Here is a 20,110-nt window from a genome sequence, read left to right as displayed (position 1 = left end):
CGCTCGCCCCAGGCTTTCCACCCGCCCCACGAGAGAGGAGGCGACCCCGTGTACGAAGGCATCGTCCAGGAGCTGATCGACGAGCTCGGCCGGCTCCCCGGCATCGGGCCGAAGTCGGCCCAGCGCATCGCGTTCCACATCCTCCAGACCGAGACCTTCGACGTGACGCGCCTCGCCGAGATCCTGCTCGAACTCCGCGGCCGGGTGCATTTCTGCGACATCTGCGGAAACGTGGCCGAGGAGGCGACGTGCGGCATCTGTCGCGACACGCGTCGCAGCCGCACCGTCATCTGTGTGGTCGAGGAGGCGAAGGACGTTCCCGCGATCGAGCGCACCCGAGAGTTCCGTGGCCTCTATCACGTGCTCGGAGGCGCGATCAGCCCGATCGACGGCATCGGCCCCGACCAGCTACGGATCCGCCAGCTCCTCCAGCGACTCGCCGATGGCGAGGTGCAGGAGGTCATCATCGCGACCGACCCCAACCTCGAGGGCGAGGCGACCGCCACCTACCTCTCGCGGATGCTCAGCACCCTCGGCATCCGCATCACCCGCCTCGCCTCCGGTCTCCCGGTCGGAGGCGACCTCGAGTACGCCGACGAGATCACCCTCGGCCGCGCCTTCGAGGGCCGGCGGCTGGTCGAGAACTGAGCAGTGTCACATGGCCGTGTCAGTATGCGCCCGCGGGTAGACTCGCCCGTCGGGTCGCGACGGCGGCCTCGCCACCGACCCGGGAGTACCGCGTGAGCCTGATCGTCCAGAAGTTCGGGGGATCCTCCGTCGCCGACGCAGAGAGCATCAAGCGGGTCGCGAAGCGCATCGTCGCCACGAAGCAGGCGGGCAACGACGTCGTCGTCGCCGTCTCCGCGATGGGCGACACGACCGACGATCTGCTCGAACTCGCCCACGAGGTCACGCCGATCCCCGCCCCTCGCGAGCTCGACATGCTGCTCTCCTCGGGTGAGCGCATCTCGATGGCGCTGCTGGCGATGGCGATCAAGAGCATGGGCTTCGACGCCCGCTCCTTCACCGGCAGTCAGGCCGGCATGATCACCGATGCGCAGCACGGCGCCGCGCGCATCGTCGACATCACCCCCGTCCGCCTCCGGGAGGCGCTCGACGAGAACGCCATCGTCATCGTCGCCGGGTTCCAGGGCTTCAACCGCGACACGAAGGACATCACGACCCTCGGTCGGGGTGGCTCCGACACCACGGCCGTCGCGCTCGCCGCGGGCCTCGGCGCCGACACCTGCGAGATCTACACCGATGTCGACGGCGTGTTCACCGCCGACCCGCGCGTGGTCAAACGCGCCCGCAAGCTCGACCGCGTGTCGAGCGAGGAGATGCTCGAGCTCGCCGCTGCCGGCGCGAAGGTCCTGCACATCCGAGCGGTCGAGTTCGCCCGGAGGCACGGGGTCACGCTGCATGTGCGCTCCTCCTTCAGCCCCAACGAGGGCACCATCGTCTACAACGCACGCGACACCGATCAGAATGGACAATCCGTGGAAGAGCCGATCATCGCCGGAGTCGCCGCCGACCTGAACGAGGCGAAGATCACGATCGTCGGGGTGCCGGACACCCCGGGCAAGGCCGCACAGATCTTCACCGTGGTCGCCAAGACCGGCTCGAACATCGACATGATCGTGCAGAACGTCTCGGCGGCCGCCACGGGTCGTACCGACATCTCGTTCACCCTGCCCAAGGCCGATGGTCAGACCGTCCTCATGGCGCTCAACGCCGAAAAAGAGGCGGTGGGCTTCGAATCGCTGCAGTACGACGACCAGATCGCGAAGCTCGCTCTGGTCGGCGCCGGGATGCGCACCAACGCGGGAGTCTCGGCGAAGCTCTTCCGATCCCTCTACGAGGCGGGCATCAACATCGAGATGATCTCGACGAGCGAGATCCGCATCTCGGTCGTGACTCGCGCCGACACCGTGAACGAGGCCCTGCGCGTCGTGCACACCGCGTTCGGGCTCGACGGCGAGGACGAGGCCGTCGTCTACGCCGGTACCGGACGCTGACCCTTAACCGCGGCGGCGTGACCGCCTCCTCGACACCTCCGCTGACAGCGGCATCTGCGCCGCTCGGACGAAAGAGCACAGCATGAGCAGCACCACCCTTCACGTGGGCGTCGTCGGCGCGACCGGTCAGGTCGGCGCGGTGATGCGTCGCCTCCTCGAGGAGCGCGACTTCCCCGTCGCGTCGATCCGCTTCTTCGCCACCGCTCGCTCGGCGGGCACGACCCTCCGGTTCCGCGGCGCGGACGTCGTGGTCGAGGACGTCGAGACGGCCGATCCCTCGGGGCTGGACATCGCCCTGTTCTCGGCGGGAGCCACCGGCTCGCGCGCGCAGGCGCCCCGCTTTGCGGCGGCCGGCGCCACCGTCATCGACAACTCCAGCGCCTGGCGGATGGACCCCGAGGTCCCGCTCGTCGTGAGCGAGGTCAACCCGCACGCCATCGACCAGGCGGTCAAGGGCATCATCGCCAACCCCAACTGCACCACGATGGCCGCGATGCCGGTCCTCAAGGTGCTCGACCGCGAGGCCGGCCTGACCCGCCTCATCGTGAGCACCTACCAGGCCGTGTCGGGCAGCGGCCTCGCCGGTGCGAACGAGCTGGCCGGCCAGGTCCGCGCCGCGGTCGCCGACGAGCACCTGCTCGAGCTGGTTCACGACGGCTCGGCGGTCGCCTTCCCCGCGCCGGACAAGTACGTCGCGCCGATCGCATTCGACGTCATCCCCTTCGCCGGCAACCTGGTCGAGGACGGCTCGAACGAGACCGACGAGGAGAAGAAGCTCCGTAACGAAAGCCGCCGCATCCTCGAGCTCCCCGGATTGCTGGTCTCGGGCACGTGCGTGCGGGTACCGGTCTTCACGGGCCACTCGCTCTCGATCAACGCCGAGTTCGCCTCCGCCCTCAGCCCCGAGCGCGCCCGCGAGCTGCTCGCGGCCGCCCCCGGCGTCGTGCTCCGCGAGGTGCCGACGCCGTTGGAGGCGGCAGGCAAGGACCCGAGTTTCGTCGGACGAATCCGTGCCGACGAGGGCGCACCCGAGGGACGCGGTCTGGCTCTGTTCATCAGCAACGACAACCTGCGGAAGGGCGCGGCGCTCAACGCCGTACAGATCGCCGAGCTGATCGCCGCGAAGCAGCCGGTCGCCTGACGGCACGGAGGGGTCGGCGCTCCCGACCCCTCCCCGCCTGCTCGCGCGGGAAAATCCGCGAATTTGATGGGCGAGCGGGCCTTTGGCCCGCGTGCACGGCACACGGCGACGGTAAACTCGTCTCTCGTGAACTCCTCGGAACCGGTCGACGTCGCCCTCATCGGTGGGGGCATCATGAGCGCCACTCTTGGCGCACTGCTCACCCAGCTGCAGCCCGATTGGACGATCGCCGCCTACGAGCGCCTCGGCGATGTCGCGCAGGAATCGTCGAATCCCTGGAACAATGCCGGCACCGGTCACTCAGCCCTCTGCGAGCTCAACTACATGCCGGAGGCGGCCGACGGCTCGGTCGATCCCGCGAAGGCGATCCAGATCAACGAGCAGTTCCAGATCTCGCGCCAGTTCTGGTCGAGCCTCGTCGAGTCCGGCGACATCCGAGAGCCGTCGAGCTTCATCAACCCGGCTCCGCACATGACGTTCGTGCACGGAGAGGCCAACGTCGAGTACCTGCGCAAGCGCTACGAGGCGCTGAAAGACCAGCCGCTCTTCGCCGGCATCGAATTCACCGACAGCGTCAAGATGATCCACGAGTGGGCGCCATTGCTCATGGAGCGACGCCCTGCTGGCGGCGGGCCCTACGCGGCGACGCGGGTGCCAGCGGGCACGGACGTCGACTTCGGTTCGCTCACCCGGCAGCTGTTCGACCACGTCGTCGCGCACGGCGGGACTCTCGACACAGGCCACGAGGTGACCGACATCACCCGGCAGAAGGACGGCACCTGGCGTCTCGACCTCAAGCAGCTCGTCGGAGGCACCCCCAAGCGCGTCACGGCCCGTTTCGTCTTCGTCGGGGCCGGCGGCGGAGCGCTGCACCTCCTGCAGAAGTCGGGCATCCCCGAGATCAAGGGCTTCGGCGGCTTCCCGATCTCTGGCCAGTTCCTGCGCACGGACAACCCCGAGGTCGTGGCGCAGCACCACGCGAAGGTCTATGGGAAGGCCGCGGTCGGTGCGCCTCCGATGTCGGTGCCGCACCTCGACACCCGCGTCGTCGACGGCCAGTCGTCCCTCCTCTTCGGGCCGTACGCGGGATTCACGCCCAAGTTCCTCAAGCGCGGCTCCTGGCTCGACCTGCCGCGGTCGATCCGCCCGCACAACATCGGCCCGATGCTGGCCGTGGCGCGCGACAACCTCGATCTGATGAAGTACCTGATCGGCGAGGTCCTCGCTGGCCGCTCCAAGAAGCTCAAGGCCCTGCGCGAGTTCCTCCCCAGCGCTCGCTCCGAGGACTGGTATCTCATCACCGCGGGCCAACGCGTGCAGGTGATGAAGAAGGACGAGAAGAAGGGCGGCGTGCTGCAGTTCGGCACCGAGGTCATCACCGGTGCGGAGGGAAGCATCGCGGGTCTCCTCGGAGCGTCGCCCGGTGCCTCCACGGCGGTGCCGATCATGCTCGACATCGTGCGGAAGTGCTTCCCCGACCGCATGGCGACGTGGGAGCCGCGCATCCGCTCGCTCGTGCCGAGCTACGGCTCGACGCTCAACGATTCGCCCGAGATAGCCGAGCGTGTCGTGCACGAGACGTCCGAGGCGCTCTCGCTGTCCGCTTCCGTCTGAGCCGGGTCGCGCGTGGGAGCGAGGCTCGCGTGACGCCTCGCGCCTCAGGTCCGTCGGCTGGGGCGCGTCGACGACACGCCGGCGATCTTCGAGATCTCGCGCCGGGGGGCTGACCGGGAATCGAAAGTATGTTCTCATTTCTTCATGAGATGGAGCAGTCAAGCGATCACAGCGGGCGAGGAGGCGCTGCCCGGGCTCGTGCGGCTCAGCGAACTCGTCCGCACGGTGCGCACCCCCGAGTTCGAGGGCATCACCTTCTACGAGATCCTCGCGAAGTCCGCACTGAACAAGGTGCACTCGTCGTCGTCCATGCCGTTCGGCTGGACCATCAATCCGATGCGCGGATGCACCCACGCGTGCACCTACTGCTTCGCCCGGCCGACCCATGAGTACCTCGAGTTCGACGGCGGCCGCGACTTCGACTCCCAGATCGTGGTCAAGGTGAACGTGGCCGACGTGCTGGCAAAAGAGCTGGGCCGCCCCAGTTGGGGGCGGCACCCCGTCGCCCTCGGCACCAACACCGACCCCTACCAGCGTGCCGAGGGGCGCTACCAGCTCATGCCGGGCATCATCGCCGCGCTTGCGGCGTCGGGCACCCCGCTTTCGATCCTCACCAAGGGGTCGCTGCTGCGGCGCGACCTTCCGCTCCTCGCCGAGGCCGCCGAGCACGTGCCCGTCGACCTCGGAGTGTCGATCGCCGTCTACGACGACGAGTTGCAGCGGTCCCTCGAGCCGGGGGCGCCGAGTGCCGCGGCGCGGCTCGCGACGGTCACCGCGGCGCGTGAGGCCGGGTTCGAGTGCTCGGTGTTCCTCATGCCGATCCTTCCGTTCCTCACCGACACCCGGGCCCACCTCGACGCGGCGTTGAGCGCCTGCCGTGAGGCGGGAGCGAGCACCGTGATGTATTCCGCGTTACATCTCAAGCCCGGCGTCAAAGACTGGTTCTTCGGATGGCTCGCCGCCGAGCATCCCGAGCTCGTCGACCGCTATCGCGCCCTGTATTCGGGACGTTCCGCCTCCGCGCCGATCGAGTACCGTCGCTGGCTGTCCGAGCGCATTCGTCCGCTGATGCGTCGTCACCGGCTCCGGCGCGGCGAGGAGGATCCGGCGACCGGCTCGGTGCGCTCGTCAGCGCTCGGCGGCGCGGGTTCGCACCAGCCGCTCGGCACGTTGCGCGTCCTCGGAGGCGAGCGCCGTGGTCTTCAGCGCGACGGTCTCCTCGTCGAGGAGCTCGGCCCGGAGCGTGCGGCGGCCCTGCCCGGTGTCGGCCAGCCGACCCTGTTCTGAGATGACTCCGCCCGAGAATCATGGTCCGACACGCCTCGCTCCGACGCGTCGCCGACCGGTCGAGACTGGGCTCGTTCCGTCCGGGCCGCGAGCGCCTCCGGTTCGAGGCGGCCGTGCGCCCGCGTAGGATCGTCGACATGGTCACCCGCCCCGGTGAGCCTTCCCCCGGCTCCTCCCACCGGGTCGCCCCCGACGATGCACCGCGTCCCGTGCGCCTCGGAATGCTCCGCATCGACGCGGGCGTGCGCACGCGCACGGTCGAATGGATCTCGCGCAATGCGCCCGCTCTCGACGTCGTCGTCAGCGCGGGATCGTGGCTCGAGCTCGTCACGAGCCCGTCCTTCCCCACCCAGGTCGTGGTGATGGACTTCGAACTGAACGAGCCACTCTCGATCGAGGGGAGACTCCGCACATGTCGCGCCGCCGGTGCGCGGGTGCTCGTGCTCTCCTCGGACGACGATGCGGTCCGGGCGCGTTCGCTGCGGGCAGGGGCGGCAGCGCACCTCGGCGGCGACGCCACCGCGCGTGACGTGGCGGAGGCCGTGCTCGGCATCCTTCCCGGGCGACCCGTCGACCCGGGCGGGTGGCGCCCTCCGCCTCTCGCCGTCGTCCCGCCCCCGCGGCCCAAGCTGAGCCCCTCCGAGCGCGAGGCGTTGCGACTCTACGCCGCAGGAGCCTCCACTCCCGAGGTCGCCGAGCGAATGAGCGTGCAGTTCGAGACGGCCAAGACCTATCTGCGTCGCATCCGACGCAAGTACCTCGCCCTCGGCCGACCAGCGGGTCGGCGGGGCGAGTTGATCCGGCGCGCCGAAGAGGACGGATTCCTCGAGTGAGCCGCTCCGGCCCCCGCCTGCCGACTCCGGAGGAGACCTGATGGCCAAGCTGTACTTCCGCTACGGAGCGATGAACAGCGGCAAGAGCACGTCGCTGCTCCAGGCTGCGCACAACTACGAGGAGCGCGGGCACCGTGTGCTCTTGGCCAAGCCGGCCGTCGACACCAAGGGAGACGACCTCATCGTCTCGCGACTGGGTGTGGCACGTCCCGTCGACATCCTGTTCGAACCGGACGGCGATCCGATCGCGGTCTTCACGGCGGCGCGGGCGCGGATCCTCGCCGAGTCGGCGCGCGACGTCAGTGCTCTGCTCGTCGACGAAGCACAGTTCCTGCCGGAGTCGCACGTCGACGACCTGCTGCGCATCGCGATCCTCGAGAACGTCCCCGTGCTCGCCTACGGCATCCGTACCGACTTCCGCACGGAGGCCTTTCCCGGCAGCAGGCGCCTGCTCGAGATCTCGCACAGCCTCGAGGAGCTCAAGACGATCTGCCGGTGCGGGCGCAAAGCGATCTTCAACGGTCGCGTCGTCGACGGCCGTTTCGTGTTCGACGGCGACCAGGTCGCCATAGACGGAGCGGCGGTCACGTACGAGTCGCTCTGCGGTGCCTGCTACCTCCAGGAGAGCCGCGGACGCCTCCGCGGGTAGTCGCATGAGAAGGCCTCGCCTCTTCGACACTCCCGCGAAACGCGGATGTGGGTAGCCTTGCGGCGTGACATCACCGGAAACGGAACTACGCCTTTCAGAACAGCAGGAAAGGTCGGGGGGATCCATGGCCACGCAGGCATCCGCTCCCAAGCGTCGGCCTTCGTGGGAGCAGGACTACCGTCGCCGTCTCCTGGCGACCGACGTCGTCGCGATCCTCGTGTCCGTCTTCGGGACCCAATTGTTCTGGTTCGACCTGGACCTCAACTCCGACGTGGGCTTCAACAACCCCGTCGACATCGCGGTCAACTACACGTGGGTGTCCGTCGTGCTGTCGATCGCGTGGATGCTCGCGCTCCAGGTCTTCGACACCCGTGACCGCCGCATCGTCGGCACGGGGTACGTCGAGTACCGCCGCATCGTCGACGCCTCCATCTGGCTCTTCGGCATCGTCGCGATCATCGCGTATCTGTTGCAGATCCTCCTCGCACGCGGCTACATCATCACCGCGTTCCCGGCCGGCATCGTGCTCATCTGCGCCGGGAGGCTGCTCTGGCGCTCCTGGCTGACGCGCGAGCGTCGCGCGGGTCGCTTCTCGAGCCACGTCGTCCTCCTGGGCTCGCAGGCGAGCGTGCTGCACACGGCGCGAGAGCTGCGTCGCGGCTCCGAGGCCGGCTACAAGCTCGTCGGCGCCGTCTCGACCTCGGTCGGCGGTGCGGAGGCGTTGCGCGGCGAGCCGGAGCTCGTGGGCCTCGCCGTCCACGGCTTCTCCGGCATCGACGGTGTGCGCGCCATCATGGACGCCACCGATGCCGACACGGTCGTCGTCACCAGCTCCGACGAGCTCGCTCCGCAGCGCATCCGAGAGCTGAGCTGGACCCTCGAGCCCGGCCGGGAGCATCTCGTCGTGGCGCCGAGCCTCACCGACATCGGCGGGCCGCGCATTCACACGCGTCCGGTCGCGGGTCTTCCGCTCATCCATGTCGAGACGCCGCGTTTCGACGGACGGCAGCGCTTCGCGAAGCGCCTGTTCGACATCGCCGCCTCGACGATGCTCATCATCCTCAGCGCCCCCGTCCTCATCGTGGTCGCCGTCCTGGTCAAGACGACGAGCCCGGGGCCCGTCCTGTTCCGGCAGGAGCGCATCGGCCTCAACGGAGCGACCTTCGAGATGCTCAAGTTCCGCTCGATGGTGGTCGACGCGGAGGCACGACTCGAGGCTCTCGCGACGCAGCAGCGGGCCGAGGGCAACTCGATCCTCTTCAAGATGGCGAAGGACCCGCGCGTCACTCGGGTCGGTGCCGTGCTGCGCCGCTTCAGCCTGGACGAGCTGCCCCAGTTCCTCAACGTCTTCCGGGGCGACATGTCGCTGATCGGACCGAGGCCGCCCCTCGCGCGCGAGGTCGAGCAGTACGAGGAGCACGTGCACCGCCGCTTCCTCATGAAGCCGGGGATCACCGGTCTGTGGCAGGTCAGCGGGCGCTCCAACCTCTCGTGGGAGGACACCGTCCGACTCGACCTCTACTACGTCGAGAACTGGTCGATGACGGGAGACATCGTCATCCTCTTCAAGACCGCGCGCGCCGTCCTCGCGCGCGAGGGGGCCTATTGACCGGCAGCGGGGCTCCCGTCGCCCTGCTCGCGATGTCCGTCGCCGTGCTCGAGGTGCCGTTCCGTGTGGTGTTCGGTAGCGGCGTCACCGAGGATGACGCGGCGCGGATCATGACCAGCTGGGAGTCGTGTCGCATCGAGCCGACCGAGGGCTCGCGGGAGGTGGTCGTGGAGGTGGGGGAGCGCCAGCCCACCCCGGTCTCGCAGGGGACACGCATCACCAGCTCCTCGGTCCAGCAGCTCGAGGAGACCCTCACCTCGACCCTCACGGTCGAGGCGATCGGAGTGCGGCGCAGCGAACTCCTGATGCTGCACGCGTGCGGGATCGCCGACGACGATGGCCGCGTTCTGGCCTTCGTCGCCGCCTCCGGCACCGGCAAGACCACCATCTCGCGGGCCCTCGGTACCCGCTTCGGCTACGTCACCGACGAGACGGTGGCCGTGCTGCCCGACGGCCGCGTGCTGCCCTACCCCAAGCCCCTCTCGGTGAAGCCGCTCACCGGAACGGCACCCAAGGCGCAACTCGCCCCGGCGTCGCTCTCGTTGAGACCGCTTCCGGAGGCGCCCCTCGTCCTCGCGGGGGTGATCCTCCTCGAGCGCCGTGAAGGAGTGGAGACGCCGCGCTTCGAGCCGGTCGACCCCATCGCCGCCGTCGAGGACCTCGTGCCACAGACCTCCTACCTCTCGGCGCGACCACGACCCATCACCGATCTGGTGGAACGTCTGATCGCGCTCGGCGGCGTGCGGCGCCTGGTCTACTCCGAGGCGAAGGCGGTCCTCGATCTGGTCGAGAAGGCGTTCGCCGCCCCACAAGAGGCTGCTCCCGCCCTGTGGGAGGCGGTCGAGCCGCTGCCGACCGGGGCCCGGGCCGACGTGCCCGACGGCCTGATCGTCCGCTCTCCGACTGACGACGCCCTGCTCATGCCGGGGGGCGAAATCCTCCTGTTCCTCGAGAATCGGCTCGTCCGCCTCTCAGGGATCGGTCCCTCGATCTGGCGGCTCTCGGGTGAGGGAATCGCGCGCGCAGAGCTCACGCAGGCGCTCCTCGCCGAGGTCGGTGCGCCTCCTGCGGGTGTGGATGCCGACGCGGTCGTCGGGGACGCGCTCGACGAGCTCGACGAGCTCGGAGTCCTCTCGAGAATCACGTCGACCACACCTGCCCCGAAGGGGTGGCACGCATGATGCGCCGCGAAACAACGCGGGAACATGCCTGTGCAACAATGCCAGAGCTTGTCGTCTCCGGCGCCCGCCGTACGATCCGAACCAGTGAAGGAACTTGACACTGTGGAACTTCGAGACGTCCTCCGGCTTCTCCGCGATCACTGGCTCGCGATCGTCGCGACTATCCTCCTGGGCACGATTCTCGCCTTCGGCTGGTCGCTGACCCAGAAGCCGCGCTATGTCGCCGACTCGCAGGGGATCGTCTCGGTCTCGACAGCCGGGAACAGCAACGACGACCAGGCGATCTACACGCGGCAAATCGCCGATTCGGTCGCCAAATCGAGCCTCGCGACTTACGTGCCGATCGCCAGTTCCCGCGCCGTGGCCGAGATCGCGATCCAAAACCTCGGACTCGATGTGAGCCCCGAGTCGCTCATCGCGGCAATCACGGTGACGCCGGACACGGCGGCCCCGGTCCTCAAGGTGACGGCGAGCGCGTCGACTCCGGACGGCGCCAAGAAACTCGCCGATGCCTGGGTGTCGGCCATCGCCACGCGCGTCCAGCAGGTCAACCAGGACACGGGAGTCGGCGACTCCATCAAGCTCGCCGTCGTGCAGGCGGCAGCACTGCCGAGCGCTCCCGCTTTCCCCAATCTCCGCCTCGTGCTCGCGGTCGGTGCCCTCATGGGCCTCGTGCTGGGCCTGATTTACGCGTTCGTGCGCAATACCCTCGACCGTCGTATCCGCACCGCCGAGATGGTGGAGCGGCTCTTCGACCTCCCCGTGGTGGGAACCCTGCCCATCGACAAGCGCCTGAGTGACACCAACCGCATTGTCCCCGAGGCCGACACGACCGACTACGTCAAGTCCGACGGCAAGCACGCCCTCGCGGAGTCGTTGCGCGAGCTGCGCACCAATCTGCAGTTCATGAACGTCGACAGCCCGCCGCGCATCATCGTCGTGACGAGCCCGCTCCCGTCCGATGGCAAGTCGACCGTGACCGCCAACCTCGCCGTCACGCTCGCCGCCTCCGGACAGCGCACCGTCGTCGTCGATGGCGACCTCCGCAAGCCCACCGTTGCGAAGTCGTTCGGCCTCGTTCCCGGAGTCGGCCTCACCGACCTCCTGATTGGCAAGGCCGAGCTGCAAGACGTCCTCCAGCCCTGGGGCCCGTCGGGCAACCTGTGGATCCTCGGTGCTGGCTCCATCCCACCGAACCCGAGCGAGCTCCTGGGGTCCAACGGAATGGACATCCTGCTGCACGAGATCGCCCGCGAGGCCATCGTGATCGTGGATGCACCTCCGCTCCTGCCTGTCACCGACGGTGCGATCCTCACCGCTCGTACCGACGGGGCGCTCGTAGTGATCTCAGCCGGAAAGACGACCACGGACGAGCTCGGCAAGGCGATCCAGAACCTCGAGCGTGTCAGCGGGCACACCTTGGGCGTGATCCTCAACCGCGTGCCTCCGCGTGGTCAGGTCGGCCGAGGATACGGCTACTACTACACGAGCTACTACGGGTCCGAGCGGTCCGGAGCCCGCCCGGAGGCCGCGGCCGCGCCTGCGTCCACCACGGCGTGAACGGGTCCCGATGACCTTTCCGGGTGACGATGGCTCGCGCCGCTCGCGTCGGGGATGGAACCCCGCCGCGCCTCCCACTTCTTCAGGGTCGCCGGTCTTCACGGTCCTGTCCGTGTGCACAGGCAACGTCTGCCGTTCTCCGATGGCCGAACAGCTCTTTCGGGCAGCACTGCACGATGCGACGTCGCCGCAAGGCGGCCCGCTGTTCGCCTTCCACAGCGCGGGGGTGGAGACTCGCGACGGCTATCCGATGGACCCCATCTCGGCGCGTCTCTCGCTGCAGCACGGAGGCGACGCGGTGGTGGACCACACGAGCGCCCGGCTCACGGAGTCCGTGGCGTCGAGCGCCGACCTCATGCTGACGATGACGCGCGATCATCTGGTCGACGCGGCCCGCCGCTTCCCTGCGGTCCTGCTGCGGGGCTTCACCCTCCTCGAGTTCGCCCGCGTGCTGCCCTTCGTGGTGGCTGACGTCCCTTTGCCTGTCATCGAGGATCCGGCGGCTCGCCTCCGCGCCGTCGTCCGCCTTGCCGCGACGCACCGTGGCCGTGCCCCTGTCGAGGCCGCCGGCGACGACATCGACGATCCGATCGGCCGGAGCGAGGTCACGCACGCCCGCGTCGCCGAGCAGATAGCGACCGCTGTCGGCAACGTGGCGCGAGATCTGAGAGCATTGGCGCGGCGATAGGCGCGAGCGGTGCTCGCGACGACTCCGCCGCCTCCGCCCGTCCTCTCCCTCCCTTCCTGACGCGACTCAACGACGCCCTTGATTCGGAAAACCGCTGTGAAGTCTGGAGAATCCCTGTGAAGCTAGGAGAACCCCTGTGAAGCTCTCTGTTATTGGTTGCGGTTACCTCGGAGCCGTTCACGCGGCCGCGATGGTCGAACTCGGTCACGAGGTGATCGGCATCGACGTGGACCAGGCGAAGATCGACGCTCTGTCGGCCGGTACGGCGCCTTTCTTCGAGCCAGGTCTGCCCGAGCTGCTCTCCTCCGGTGTGGCGTCGGGCCGCCTGCGGTTCTCGACCGACATGGCCGAGGCGGCGGGAGCCTCCGTGCACTTCGTCGCGGTCGGCACCCCCCAGAAGCAGGGTGAGAATGCGGCCGACATGCGTTTCGTCGACGCGGCCGTGGAGGGACTGCTTCCCTACCTCGACTCCGGCTCGCTCGTCGTCGGCAAGTCGACGGTGCCGGTCGGGACGGCCGCGCGCCTCGCCGAGCGGGTCGCCACGACCGGCGCGACGCTCGCCTGGAACCCGGAGTTCCTCCGTGAGGGCTTCGCGGTGAAGGACACGATCAGCCCCGACCGCCTCGTCTACGGCGTTCCTGCCGGTGCTGCAGGCGAGGCGGCGCGTGCCGCTCTCGACGAGGTCTACGCGACCGCCCTCGCCGCCGACACCCCGCTCGTCGTGACCGACTACGCAACCGCCGAGCTCGTCAAGGTGTCGGCCAATGCGTTCCTCGCCACCAAGATCTCGTTCATCAACGCGATCGCTGAGATCGCCGAGGTCACGGGAGCCGACGTCACCCAGCTCGCCGATGCGATCGGATACGACGCGCGCATCGGTCGCCGCTTCCTGAATGCTGGCATCGGCTTCGGCGGCGGTTGCCTCCCCAAGGACATCCGCGCGTTCTCGGCGCGGGCCGAAGAGCTCGGCGTGGGCGGCTCGGTCGCATTCCTCAAGGAGGTCGACGCGATCAACCTCCGTCGCCGTCAGCGTGTGGTCGACATTGTCACCGAGGGCCTCGGCGGCTCGGTCGACGGCAAGACCATCGCCGTGCTCGGCCTCGCCTTCAAGCCTGAGTCGGACGACATCCGTGACTCGCCGTCGCTCGACGTCGCAGCCCGCTTCCACGACCTGGGCGCGACCGTGCGTGCCACCGACCCGGAGGCGATCGCGAACGCGCAGCGTCGCTACCCCGACATCTCGTACACCGCCGACGTCGAGGAGGCGCTTCGCGGTGCCGACGCGGTCGTCGTCGTCACCGAGTGGAAGCAGTTCCGCGCCCTCGACCCCGCCGCGACGGCCGCGCTGGTGGGCAACGCCTTCATCGTGGATGGACGCAACTGCCTCGACCCCGCCGCGTGGCGCGAGGCGGGGTGGGACTACCGCGGTCTCGGCCGCTGATGTACTCCGATCAGCCGCCAGCGCGCTGCTGATCGATCGGGACGCCGGAGGCGCCGTGGAGCGGGATGTGTGCGTATGCCAGATCCTCCTCCAGAGCCCTCCGGCGTTCGCGTCCCAGGAGCCAGGCGCGCAGGCTGGCGCCGAGACCGGCTCCGATCGCCGCGCCGATGGTGTTCATCACGACATCGTGTGTGCTCGCGAACCGAGCCGGGAGCAGCAGGAGCTGGGCCGTCTCGATCAGGGCGCTCGTCGCCGCGCCCAGGAGCACGGCTACCCACGCCCAGCGCGCGCGGAGATTCAGCGCCGCCAGGGCGCCGAACGGGACGAACAGGGCGATGTTCGCCCATGCCTCCACCGTGTCATAGGTGACGGCACCGAGGCCGTGCTCCGCGAGCCAGCGGAGGCCACGCTCGAGCGCGCCATCAATAGGGCGGTCGATCGGCGTCTGCCAGAGGGCGACGAGGGTAAGGGCGAGCAGATAGGGCACACCGACGACGAGGGTCAGGCGGGCGAGCGGCCGGGTCACGGGGCTCCTCTCGGCGGACGGCGCGGTCGCGGCAGGCGCCGCGCTGTCGGCTGAAGAGGACAGTCTGCCGTGGCTGCTCTGGGAGGGGCCGGGGAGACGCGGATCCGGCTCTTCCGTGGCGCGGGACGGGACGGCTGCGCGCACGGGAGTTGCGCGGGTACGGGAGCTGTGCGGGGACGGCAGAGCTCCGGGAACGACGAAGCCCGGCCGGATCATCGATCCTGGCCGGGCTTCTCACCGGTCGGGGTAGCGGGATTCGAACCCACGACCTCCTCGTCCCGAACGAGGCGCGCTACCAAGCTGCGCCACACCCCGGTGGACTGCAGGCGGAGGACCGCCCACGAGCCTCATTAATACTAGCCGATTTCGGGAGGAGCGGCGGACACGCGGCCTCGCTGTGGCTAGCTCGCTGGCTCGAGCGTGATGAGGCTCACCTCGGGCCGGCACGCAAAACGGACCGGCGCGTAGATCGACGTGCCGACTCCGGCCGACACGTTGAGGTAGGAGCTGCGGAGGCCGTTGTCCCAGCTGGTCGCTCCCGCCACCTTGTCGCGCGGCAGATCGCAGTTGGTGACGAGGGCGCCGAATCCCGGGACGCAGACCTGGCCGCCGTGCGTGTGGCCGGCGAGAATCACAGTCGCCCCCCTGACCACGAAGTCGTCGAGAATCCGCTGGTACGGCGCGTGGGCGACGCCGATACTCACGCTCGCAGGCTCGTCCTCGGAGGCGCGCAGCTCATCGACCGCGCCGGCCACGAGATCGATGCGGTCCCGTTCGATGTGCGGATCGTCCACTCCGAAGAACTCGACGCGCGTGCCTCGGACGGTGACGCTCTGCGCGCGATTGTTGAGGTCGATCCAGCCGAGCTCCTCGGTGAAGAAACCGGTGAGCGCCTCCGTGTCGAGGTCGACCTGATCGGCGGAGGGGTTGATCGACGGGCCGCGAAAGTACCGCAACGGGTTCTTGATGCGCGGCCCGAAATAGTCGTTCGAACCGTTGACGAAGACTCCGGGAACGCCGGCGAAGGGAGCCAGAGCGCTGCGGATGCCGAGGACGCCATCACGGTGACCGAGGTTGTCGCCCGTGTCGACCACGAGGTCTGGTGCGAGAGCTGAGAGCGAACGGATCCATTCCTGCTTCTTCGACTGCCACGGGGCCATGTGCAGGTCGGAGAGGTGCAGGATGCGGATGGGCGCGGCATCGGCGGGGAGGACGGGGAAGGACACGTGGCGCACGGTGAAGAGGGTGCGCTCGACCGCAATGCCCCACACGGCCGCGGCGCTTCCCGCCGTGGCGAGCGTCGCGAGGACTGTAGTGAGGGGGCGGCGGCTGCGTCCGGTCATGGATCCTTCTCTCGGGGGTGGCCGCGAGCGCGACCGAAGTCCATTCTGCCGGGCGGGCCTGGGTGGCAGGCATCGTTCGAGCCGGAGGCAGCGTGCTCAGCCACCCGGTGGGGCGGTCGAGCCGGCACTGAGCTGGAGGGTGATCGCCGCACCTCGGGCGATCCGCGAGCCGGCGGGAGGGTTCGTCTGCGCGACCGTGCCCGCGGGGCGGTCCGACGGGACCCGGTCCGGCGACACGGTCACCGTGAAGCCGAGCTCGCGCAGGCGCGCGGTGGCGACTGCGGGACTCTGCCCGGCGAGCTGCGGCACGGCGGCGAGCGGGGCGTCGACGAGCGAACGCTCGGGGGCGGGGAAGGCGCCGCCTCCGTACGTCGCGTCGGCGACGCGCATGATGCGCGGCCAGATCTGATGCCGCACCTGACCGGCGTTGACGCGATTGAGGCTGAAGCTACGCATCGAGGTGAGGCCCGAGACGTTGCCGACCCACGTCGCGGTGGCGACCTTCGTGCTCGACCCGACCATCCAGGTGTGCAGGGCGTCGTCGGTCGTGCCGGTCTTGCCGATGTGCGGGATCCCGGTGCCGGGATCCGACGGCGCCCCGGTCCCTCCGCGCGCCATCACTTGCTGCAGGGCGAAGCCCGCAGTCGCTGCGACCTTCTCGGACATGCCCTGGGTGCACGTCGAGACGGGTGGCGGGATGTCGGCTCCCGTGCGGTCCACGATCCGGTCGATGGCAATGGGTGTGCACACCGTGCCCTTGTTCGCGAAGCCGGCGAAGGCGGTGGCCATCGTCAGCGGAGCGATCTCATTGGTGCCCAGGATGGTCGGCGCGAGCTTCTGCAGCTCTCGTCCATCGGCGCGGTGCACGCCCATCGCCTGAGCCGTGTTGCGGATCCCGCACAGGTCGAGCTGCTGCGCCATCGCCGCGAAGGAGGTGTTGATCGAGCCGGTCGTGGCCTGTAAGGCCGTGGTGACGCCTCCGTTGCCACCCTCGTCGTTGCGCGGGTTCCAGGGCTCGCCGTAGTAGGTGCCGTCGGGCTCGCAGCTGTCTCGGAACGTGCGGTACTCACGCCGCGTGCCGTCGACGCTCTCGCCGAGAGAGTGCCCCTCCTGCAGCCACTCGGCGAGGGTGAACACCTTGTAGGTCGAGCCGACCTGGAACCCGGAGGAGCCTCCGTAGGCGAAGTCGGTGGTGTAGTTGACGCTCGTGTATCCCGGTCCCGTCACGTCCGGATCGTTCGAGTACTCCTTGTTCTGGGTCATCGCGAGGATGCGGCCGGTGCCCACCTCGACCGAGACGCTCGCGCTGCCGATGTCGACGCTCGCCATCGACGTGGGGATCCAGTCTCTCGTCGCCGAGACGGCAGCCTCCTGGAGCCGCGCGTCGAGGGTCGTGTAGAGGCGATAGCCGCCGCGTTTGAAGGTCGCGTCCCGTTCCTCCTGGTTCGCGCCGAACGCGTCGTCGTTCTTGACGACCCAGGTGACGTAGTCGCAGAAGAAGGCCGCGACTCCCGCGGTCTGGCACCCCGTGCTCGGCTCGGTGATGGTCGGCGAGAGGGGAGCCGCCATCGCATCCTGCGCTTGCTCGGGAGTGATCGTCGATGCGCGCGCCATCTGCTCGATGACGTAGTTGCGGCGCTCGAGCGTGCGGGGGTAGCCCGCAGAGGCGGGATTCTCGGGGTTGTCGGGGCGATCGAAGCGAAACTTCTCCGGATTGTTGACGATGGCGACGAGAGCGGCCGCCTGGGGGAGGCTCAGCTCGCTCGCGCCGATGCCGAAGTAGTAGCGCGCGGCGGCCTCGATCCCGTAGACCGTGCCTCCGAACAGCGCGATAGTGAGGTAGCCGAGCAGGATGTCGTCCTTGGGGTAGCGCTTCTCCATCCCGATCGCGAGCCGCATCTCGGCCACCTTGCGCTCGACCGTGGTCTCGGTCGCGTCGCGGTACGCGGCGTCACGAGCGATCGGGTCGGTGAGAGCCTCGGCCTTCTGCACGAGCACGTTCTTCACGTACTGCTGGGTGATCGAGGACCCGCCCTGCACGGGGCCGCCTGCCGCGGTCGCGGTCGCCGCGCGCACGGTGCCCAGCAGGTCGACGCCTCCGTGTTCGTAGAATCGCGGGTCCTCGGAGGCGACGACCGCGTCCTTGACGAACGGCGAGATCGCGTCCCAGCCGACCTCCACGCGGTTCTGCGCGTAGAAGGAGGCGAGCAGCACGTCACCCCCGGACGCGTCCTTCGCGTAGACGTCGCTCTTCTGAGCCAGAGTGCCGATCTCGAGGTACTCGGGCAGATTGTCGAAGAGCGTGACGGTGTTGCTCGTAGCCATGCCGCCGAGAGCGATCGCCGGAGTGATGGAGGCGGCCACGAGGACCCCCGCGACGACGCTCATCGCGACGATCCCGAGGAAGCCTCCGATCGCGCCTCCGATCGATCTGACGACCCTGGCTCCCGCTGCCCCCGACATAGAATCAGCGTAGTCGCCGGGCTCGGACGAGCCGTCGGCACCCATCCCGCCGATGCGCACTCAGTCGTCGTCCCGCACCGGCCGCACTCGAGGAGAGCCATGTCCGTCCCCCGCTGGGAGTACGTCACCACCCCGCTGATGATCCACAACACCACGGCGATCCTCAACACCTGGGGCTCAGAGGGGTGGGAGCTCGTGCAGATCGTCACCGGGCCCGAGGGCGGGCTCGTCGCGTACCTCAAGCGCCCCGTCGTCGAGGCCGGCGCGTGATCGCCGAGCGCCTGGCCGAGCTGGGCATCGAGCTGCCCGCCGTGGCCGCTCCAGCCGGTGCCTACGTGCCGGCGGTCGTCCAGGGATCGCTCGTGTACACGGCCGGGCAGATCCCCTTTGTCAACGGGACCCTGGCAACGGTGGGCAAGGTCGGCGCGGAGGTGAGCCCCGAGGTCGCGAAGGACCTCGCGCGGGTCTGCGTCCTGAACGCGCTCGCCGCCGTCGCCGACGCGATCGGGTCGTTGGACCGGGTGACGCAGATCGTCAAACTGACCGGCTTCGTCGCCTCGGGGCCGGGGTTCACGGGGCAGCCGGGAGTGATCAACGGAGCCTCCGAGCTGCTGGGGGAGGTGTTCGGCGAGGCCGGGCGCCACGCGCGCTCGGCCGTCGGCGTCGCCGAGCTGCCGCTCGGGGCTCCGGTGGAGGTCGAGCTGATCGTCGCCTTCGCCTGATCTCGCGAGGGACGAGCGGGTGCGTCAGTCGGCGGCGATCGCGGAGGTGATCGCCGACATCACCTGGGCGTCGGCGAGCGTCATCGTGTCGCCCACCGCCCACCGCCCACCGCCCGGCCCTCGGCGACGTCACGCAGGAGGCGTCGCATGATCGTTCCCGAGCGGGTCTTGGGCAGCTCGTGGACGACGCCGAGACTCAGCGCTCCGAAGCGTGCGGAGATGGAGTCGAGAGCTCCGCCTTGGTTCCCCTCGTAAATGAATGCCGCCTGAAGGGCGTCGGTGCAGCCCGACGTGTCCCAGGTAACTGACACACGTCCGGTGTCGGCACTGTTGACGAAGCCGCTCACGGCGGCGTTCACCTCCCATACCGCAGCATTGCTTGTCACTCCGCTGTCGTAGAGCGAGGTTGTACTGGTGGAGCTGCCATTGAGGTCTTCTGTATAAGCGCGGAAGTTCGACCTCGTACCGCACGATGAGGAGAAGCCAAGAGAGGCGACAGCCCGCGGATCAGTCTGGCCCGCAAAGTCATCGCGCCAATCCCAGCTACCCGTCACATCGACAAGAGGGCTGGTTCCCTGGCGAAAGGAGGTCACAGCCGCCGTGAAAGAATCCTGGGGAGAGTCCCAGCGGCTGCAAGCAAGTCACCTTCGGGGACCGTCGCGTTCTCAGCAAGGGCCTGCTCGGCGCCTTCCGCGGTGGTCGGTCCCGTCGCGTTCGTACTGATTGCGAACTCTCCGCCGATGCTCTCGACAAACTGTTCAAGGCCGACGTAGTCGCCGGGATTCGCCGCCTGGTGCAATGCCGAGCATTCCGAGCACCAAAGCGCCTCCATTGAGAATGGCGCAGGACATCTTGCGAATCGACATAATTATCTCCTCGTTGTTGGTCGGTCACCAGACACGCTTGTTCAACGAGGGACAGGTATCAACCAGCTCGGTTGCATGAGCCGGGAACTGCGAACTAGTTGCCAGGCTCTTCGGAGGTCGAACCGCGACGACCCGGAGTAGCCTTCGGGTCGGCCTGATCTGAACGAGG

The 20,110-nt window shown here is 68.7% G+C and carries 18 protein-coding genes and 1 tRNA gene; 14 read left to right on the top strand and 5 right to left on the bottom strand.

Annotated features, from left to right (window positions below; translation table 11 throughout):
* Positions 1 to 48: 48 nt before the first annotated feature.
* The 12 genes from recR to ITJ45_RS10095 all read left to right on the top strand — a co-directional run bounded on the left by recR (position 49) and on the right by ITJ45_RS10095 (position 14,021).
* Positions 49 to 648 (top strand): recombination mediator RecR, encoded by a 600-nt coding sequence (recR, locus tag ITJ45_RS10150; protein ID WP_194609553.1) that lies wholly within the window; start codon positions 49 to 51, stop codon positions 646 to 648.
* Positions 649 to 740: 92 nt separating this feature from the next.
* Positions 741 to 2,018, top strand: a complete 1,278-nt coding sequence (locus tag ITJ45_RS10145) for an aspartate kinase (RefSeq protein WP_194609551.1) — start codon at positions 741 to 743, stop codon at positions 2,016 to 2,018.
* An 82-nt stretch (positions 2,019 to 2,100) separates the two neighbouring features.
* Positions 2,101 to 3,159 carry an aspartate-semialdehyde dehydrogenase gene (locus ITJ45_RS10140; protein WP_194609549.1) on the top strand — a complete coding sequence of 353 codons (1,059 nt, stop codon included), beginning with the start codon at positions 2,101 to 2,103 and terminating at the stop codon, positions 3,157 to 3,159.
* Between the two features lie 66 nt (positions 3,160 to 3,225).
* Positions 3,226 to 4,773 (top strand): malate:quinone oxidoreductase, encoded by a 1,548-nt coding sequence (locus tag ITJ45_RS10135; protein WP_194609540.1) that lies wholly within the window; start codon positions 3,226 to 3,228, stop codon positions 4,771 to 4,773.
* 144 nt (positions 4,774 to 4,917) lie between these two features.
* Positions 4,918 to 6,060 carry an Rv2578c family radical SAM protein gene (locus ITJ45_RS10130; protein WP_194609538.1) on the top strand — a complete coding sequence of 381 codons (1,143 nt, stop codon included), beginning with the start codon at positions 4,918 to 4,920 and terminating at the stop codon, positions 6,058 to 6,060.
* A gap of 137 nt (positions 6,061 to 6,197) precedes the next feature.
* Entirely contained in the window at positions 6,198 to 6,893 is a 696-nt protein-coding gene (locus ITJ45_RS10125; protein ID WP_228493807.1) for a DNA-binding response regulator, read from the top strand.
* 40 nt (positions 6,894 to 6,933) lie between these two features.
* Complete coding sequence (locus ITJ45_RS10120) at positions 6,934 to 7,542, top strand: thymidine kinase (protein ID WP_194609535.1); 609 nt, start codon at positions 6,934 to 6,936, stop codon at positions 7,540 to 7,542.
* Positions 7,543 to 7,666: 124 nt separating this feature from the next.
* On the top strand, positions 7,667 to 9,151 hold the full coding sequence (locus ITJ45_RS10115; protein WP_194609533.1) for a sugar transferase: 1,485 nt from the start codon (positions 7,667 to 7,669) through the stop codon (positions 9,149 to 9,151).
* Positions 9,148 to 10,332 (top strand): hypothetical protein, encoded by a 1,185-nt coding sequence (locus ITJ45_RS10110; RefSeq protein WP_194609531.1) that lies wholly within the window; start codon positions 9,148 to 9,150, stop codon positions 10,330 to 10,332. Before ITJ45_RS10115 ends, ITJ45_RS10110 begins: the two co-directional genes overlap by 4 nt.
* Positions 10,333 to 10,434: 102 nt before the next feature.
* Positions 10,435 to 11,892: a polysaccharide biosynthesis tyrosine autokinase gene (locus ITJ45_RS10105; RefSeq protein ID WP_194609529.1), complete on the top strand. Its 1,458-nt coding sequence runs from the start codon at positions 10,435 to 10,437 to the stop codon at positions 11,890 to 11,892.
* 10 nt (positions 11,893 to 11,902) lie between these two features.
* Positions 11,903 to 12,580, top strand: coding sequence for a low molecular weight phosphatase family protein (locus ITJ45_RS10100; RefSeq protein ID WP_228493805.1), 678 nt, complete (start codon positions 11,903 to 11,905; stop codon positions 12,578 to 12,580).
* A 136-nt stretch (positions 12,581 to 12,716) separates the two neighbouring features.
* On the top strand, positions 12,717 to 14,021 hold the full coding sequence (locus tag ITJ45_RS10095) for a UDP-glucose dehydrogenase family protein (RefSeq protein WP_194609525.1): 1,305 nt from the start codon (positions 12,717 to 12,719) through the stop codon (positions 14,019 to 14,021).
* A 10-nt stretch (positions 14,022 to 14,031) separates the two neighbouring features.
* Here ITJ45_RS10095 and ITJ45_RS10090 read toward each other — a convergent pair whose 3' ends face one another.
* From ITJ45_RS10090 to ITJ45_RS10075, 4 genes are all read right to left on the bottom strand, one after another.
* A complete protein-coding gene (locus ITJ45_RS10090) occupies positions 14,032 to 14,547 on the bottom strand; it encodes a VanZ family protein (protein WP_194609523.1) in 516 nt (171 codons plus the stop codon).
* Between the two features lie 241 nt (positions 14,548 to 14,788).
* Positions 14,789 to 14,862: transfer RNA gene (locus ITJ45_RS10085), tRNA-Pro, on the bottom strand.
* Between the two features lie 86 nt (positions 14,863 to 14,948).
* Positions 14,949 to 15,890 (bottom strand): metallophosphoesterase, encoded by a 942-nt coding sequence (locus ITJ45_RS10080; RefSeq protein WP_194609521.1) that lies wholly within the window; start codon positions 15,888 to 15,890, stop codon positions 14,949 to 14,951.
* Between the two features lie 96 nt (positions 15,891 to 15,986).
* Positions 15,987 to 18,353: a penicillin-binding protein gene (locus tag ITJ45_RS10075; protein ID WP_194609519.1), complete on the bottom strand. Its 2,367-nt coding sequence runs from the start codon at positions 18,351 to 18,353 to the stop codon at positions 15,987 to 15,989.
* 99 nt (positions 18,354 to 18,452) lie between these two features.
* Between ITJ45_RS10075 and ITJ45_RS10070 the strand changes: the two genes are divergently transcribed.
* Positions 18,453 to 18,623, top strand: a complete 171-nt coding sequence (locus tag ITJ45_RS10070; protein WP_194609517.1) for a hypothetical protein — start codon at positions 18,453 to 18,455, stop codon at positions 18,621 to 18,623.
* Positions 18,620 to 19,075, top strand: a complete 456-nt coding sequence (locus tag ITJ45_RS10065) for a RidA family protein (RefSeq protein WP_323742979.1) — start codon at positions 18,620 to 18,622, stop codon at positions 19,073 to 19,075. The genes ITJ45_RS10070 and ITJ45_RS10065 overlap by 4 nt, the downstream gene beginning before the upstream one ends.
* 80 nt (positions 19,076 to 19,155) lie before the next feature.
* On the opposite strand, the gene ITJ45_RS10060 is transcribed toward ITJ45_RS10065, so the two are convergent.
* Entirely contained in the window at positions 19,156 to 19,461 is a 306-nt protein-coding gene (locus tag ITJ45_RS10060; protein WP_194609515.1) for a hypothetical protein, read from the bottom strand.
* Positions 19,462 to 20,110: the final 649 nt, after the last annotated feature.

The organism is Rathayibacter sp. VKM Ac-2879 (genome assembly GCF_015351245.1).
GTDB lineage: Bacteria > Actinomycetota > Actinomycetes > Actinomycetales > Microbacteriaceae > Rathayibacter.
Note: the sequence above shows the minus strand (reverse complement) of the source record. Positions and strands in the feature narration are given on the sequence as shown.

What these genes read in the sequence shown, in the direction of transcription:
- ITJ45_RS10080 (WP_194609521.1), bottom strand. Translation starts at nt 15,890, where the DNA reads ATGACCGGACGCAGCCGCCGCCCCCTCACTACAGTCCTCGCGACGCTC.
- ITJ45_RS10135 (WP_194609540.1), top strand. Translation starts at nt 3,226, where the DNA reads ATGGGCGAGCGGGCCTTTGGCCCGCGTGCACGGCACACGGCGACGGTA.
- ITJ45_RS10140 (WP_194609549.1), top strand. Translation starts at nt 2,101, where the DNA reads ATGAGCAGCACCACCCTTCACGTGGGCGTCGTCGGCGCGACCGGTCAG.
- ITJ45_RS10075 (WP_194609519.1), bottom strand. Translation starts at nt 18,353, where the DNA reads ATGTCGGGGGCAGCGGGAGCCAGGGTCGTCAGATCGATCGGAGGCGCG.
- ITJ45_RS10120 (WP_194609535.1), top strand. Translation starts at nt 6,934, where the DNA reads ATGGCCAAGCTGTACTTCCGCTACGGAGCGATGAACAGCGGCAAGAGC.
- ITJ45_RS10130 (WP_194609538.1), top strand. Translation starts at nt 4,918, where the DNA reads ATGAGATGGAGCAGTCAAGCGATCACAGCGGGCGAGGAGGCGCTGCCC.
- ITJ45_RS10100 (WP_228493805.1), top strand. Translation starts at nt 11,903, where the DNA reads ATGACCTTTCCGGGTGACGATGGCTCGCGCCGCTCGCGTCGGGGATGG.
- ITJ45_RS10125 (WP_228493807.1), top strand. Translation starts at nt 6,198, where the DNA reads ATGGTCACCCGCCCCGGTGAGCCTTCCCCCGGCTCCTCCCACCGGGTC.
- ITJ45_RS10115 (WP_194609533.1), top strand. Translation starts at nt 7,667, where the DNA reads ATGGCCACGCAGGCATCCGCTCCCAAGCGTCGGCCTTCGTGGGAGCAG.
- ITJ45_RS10070 (WP_194609517.1), top strand. Translation starts at nt 18,453, where the DNA reads ATGTCCGTCCCCCGCTGGGAGTACGTCACCACCCCGCTGATGATCCAC.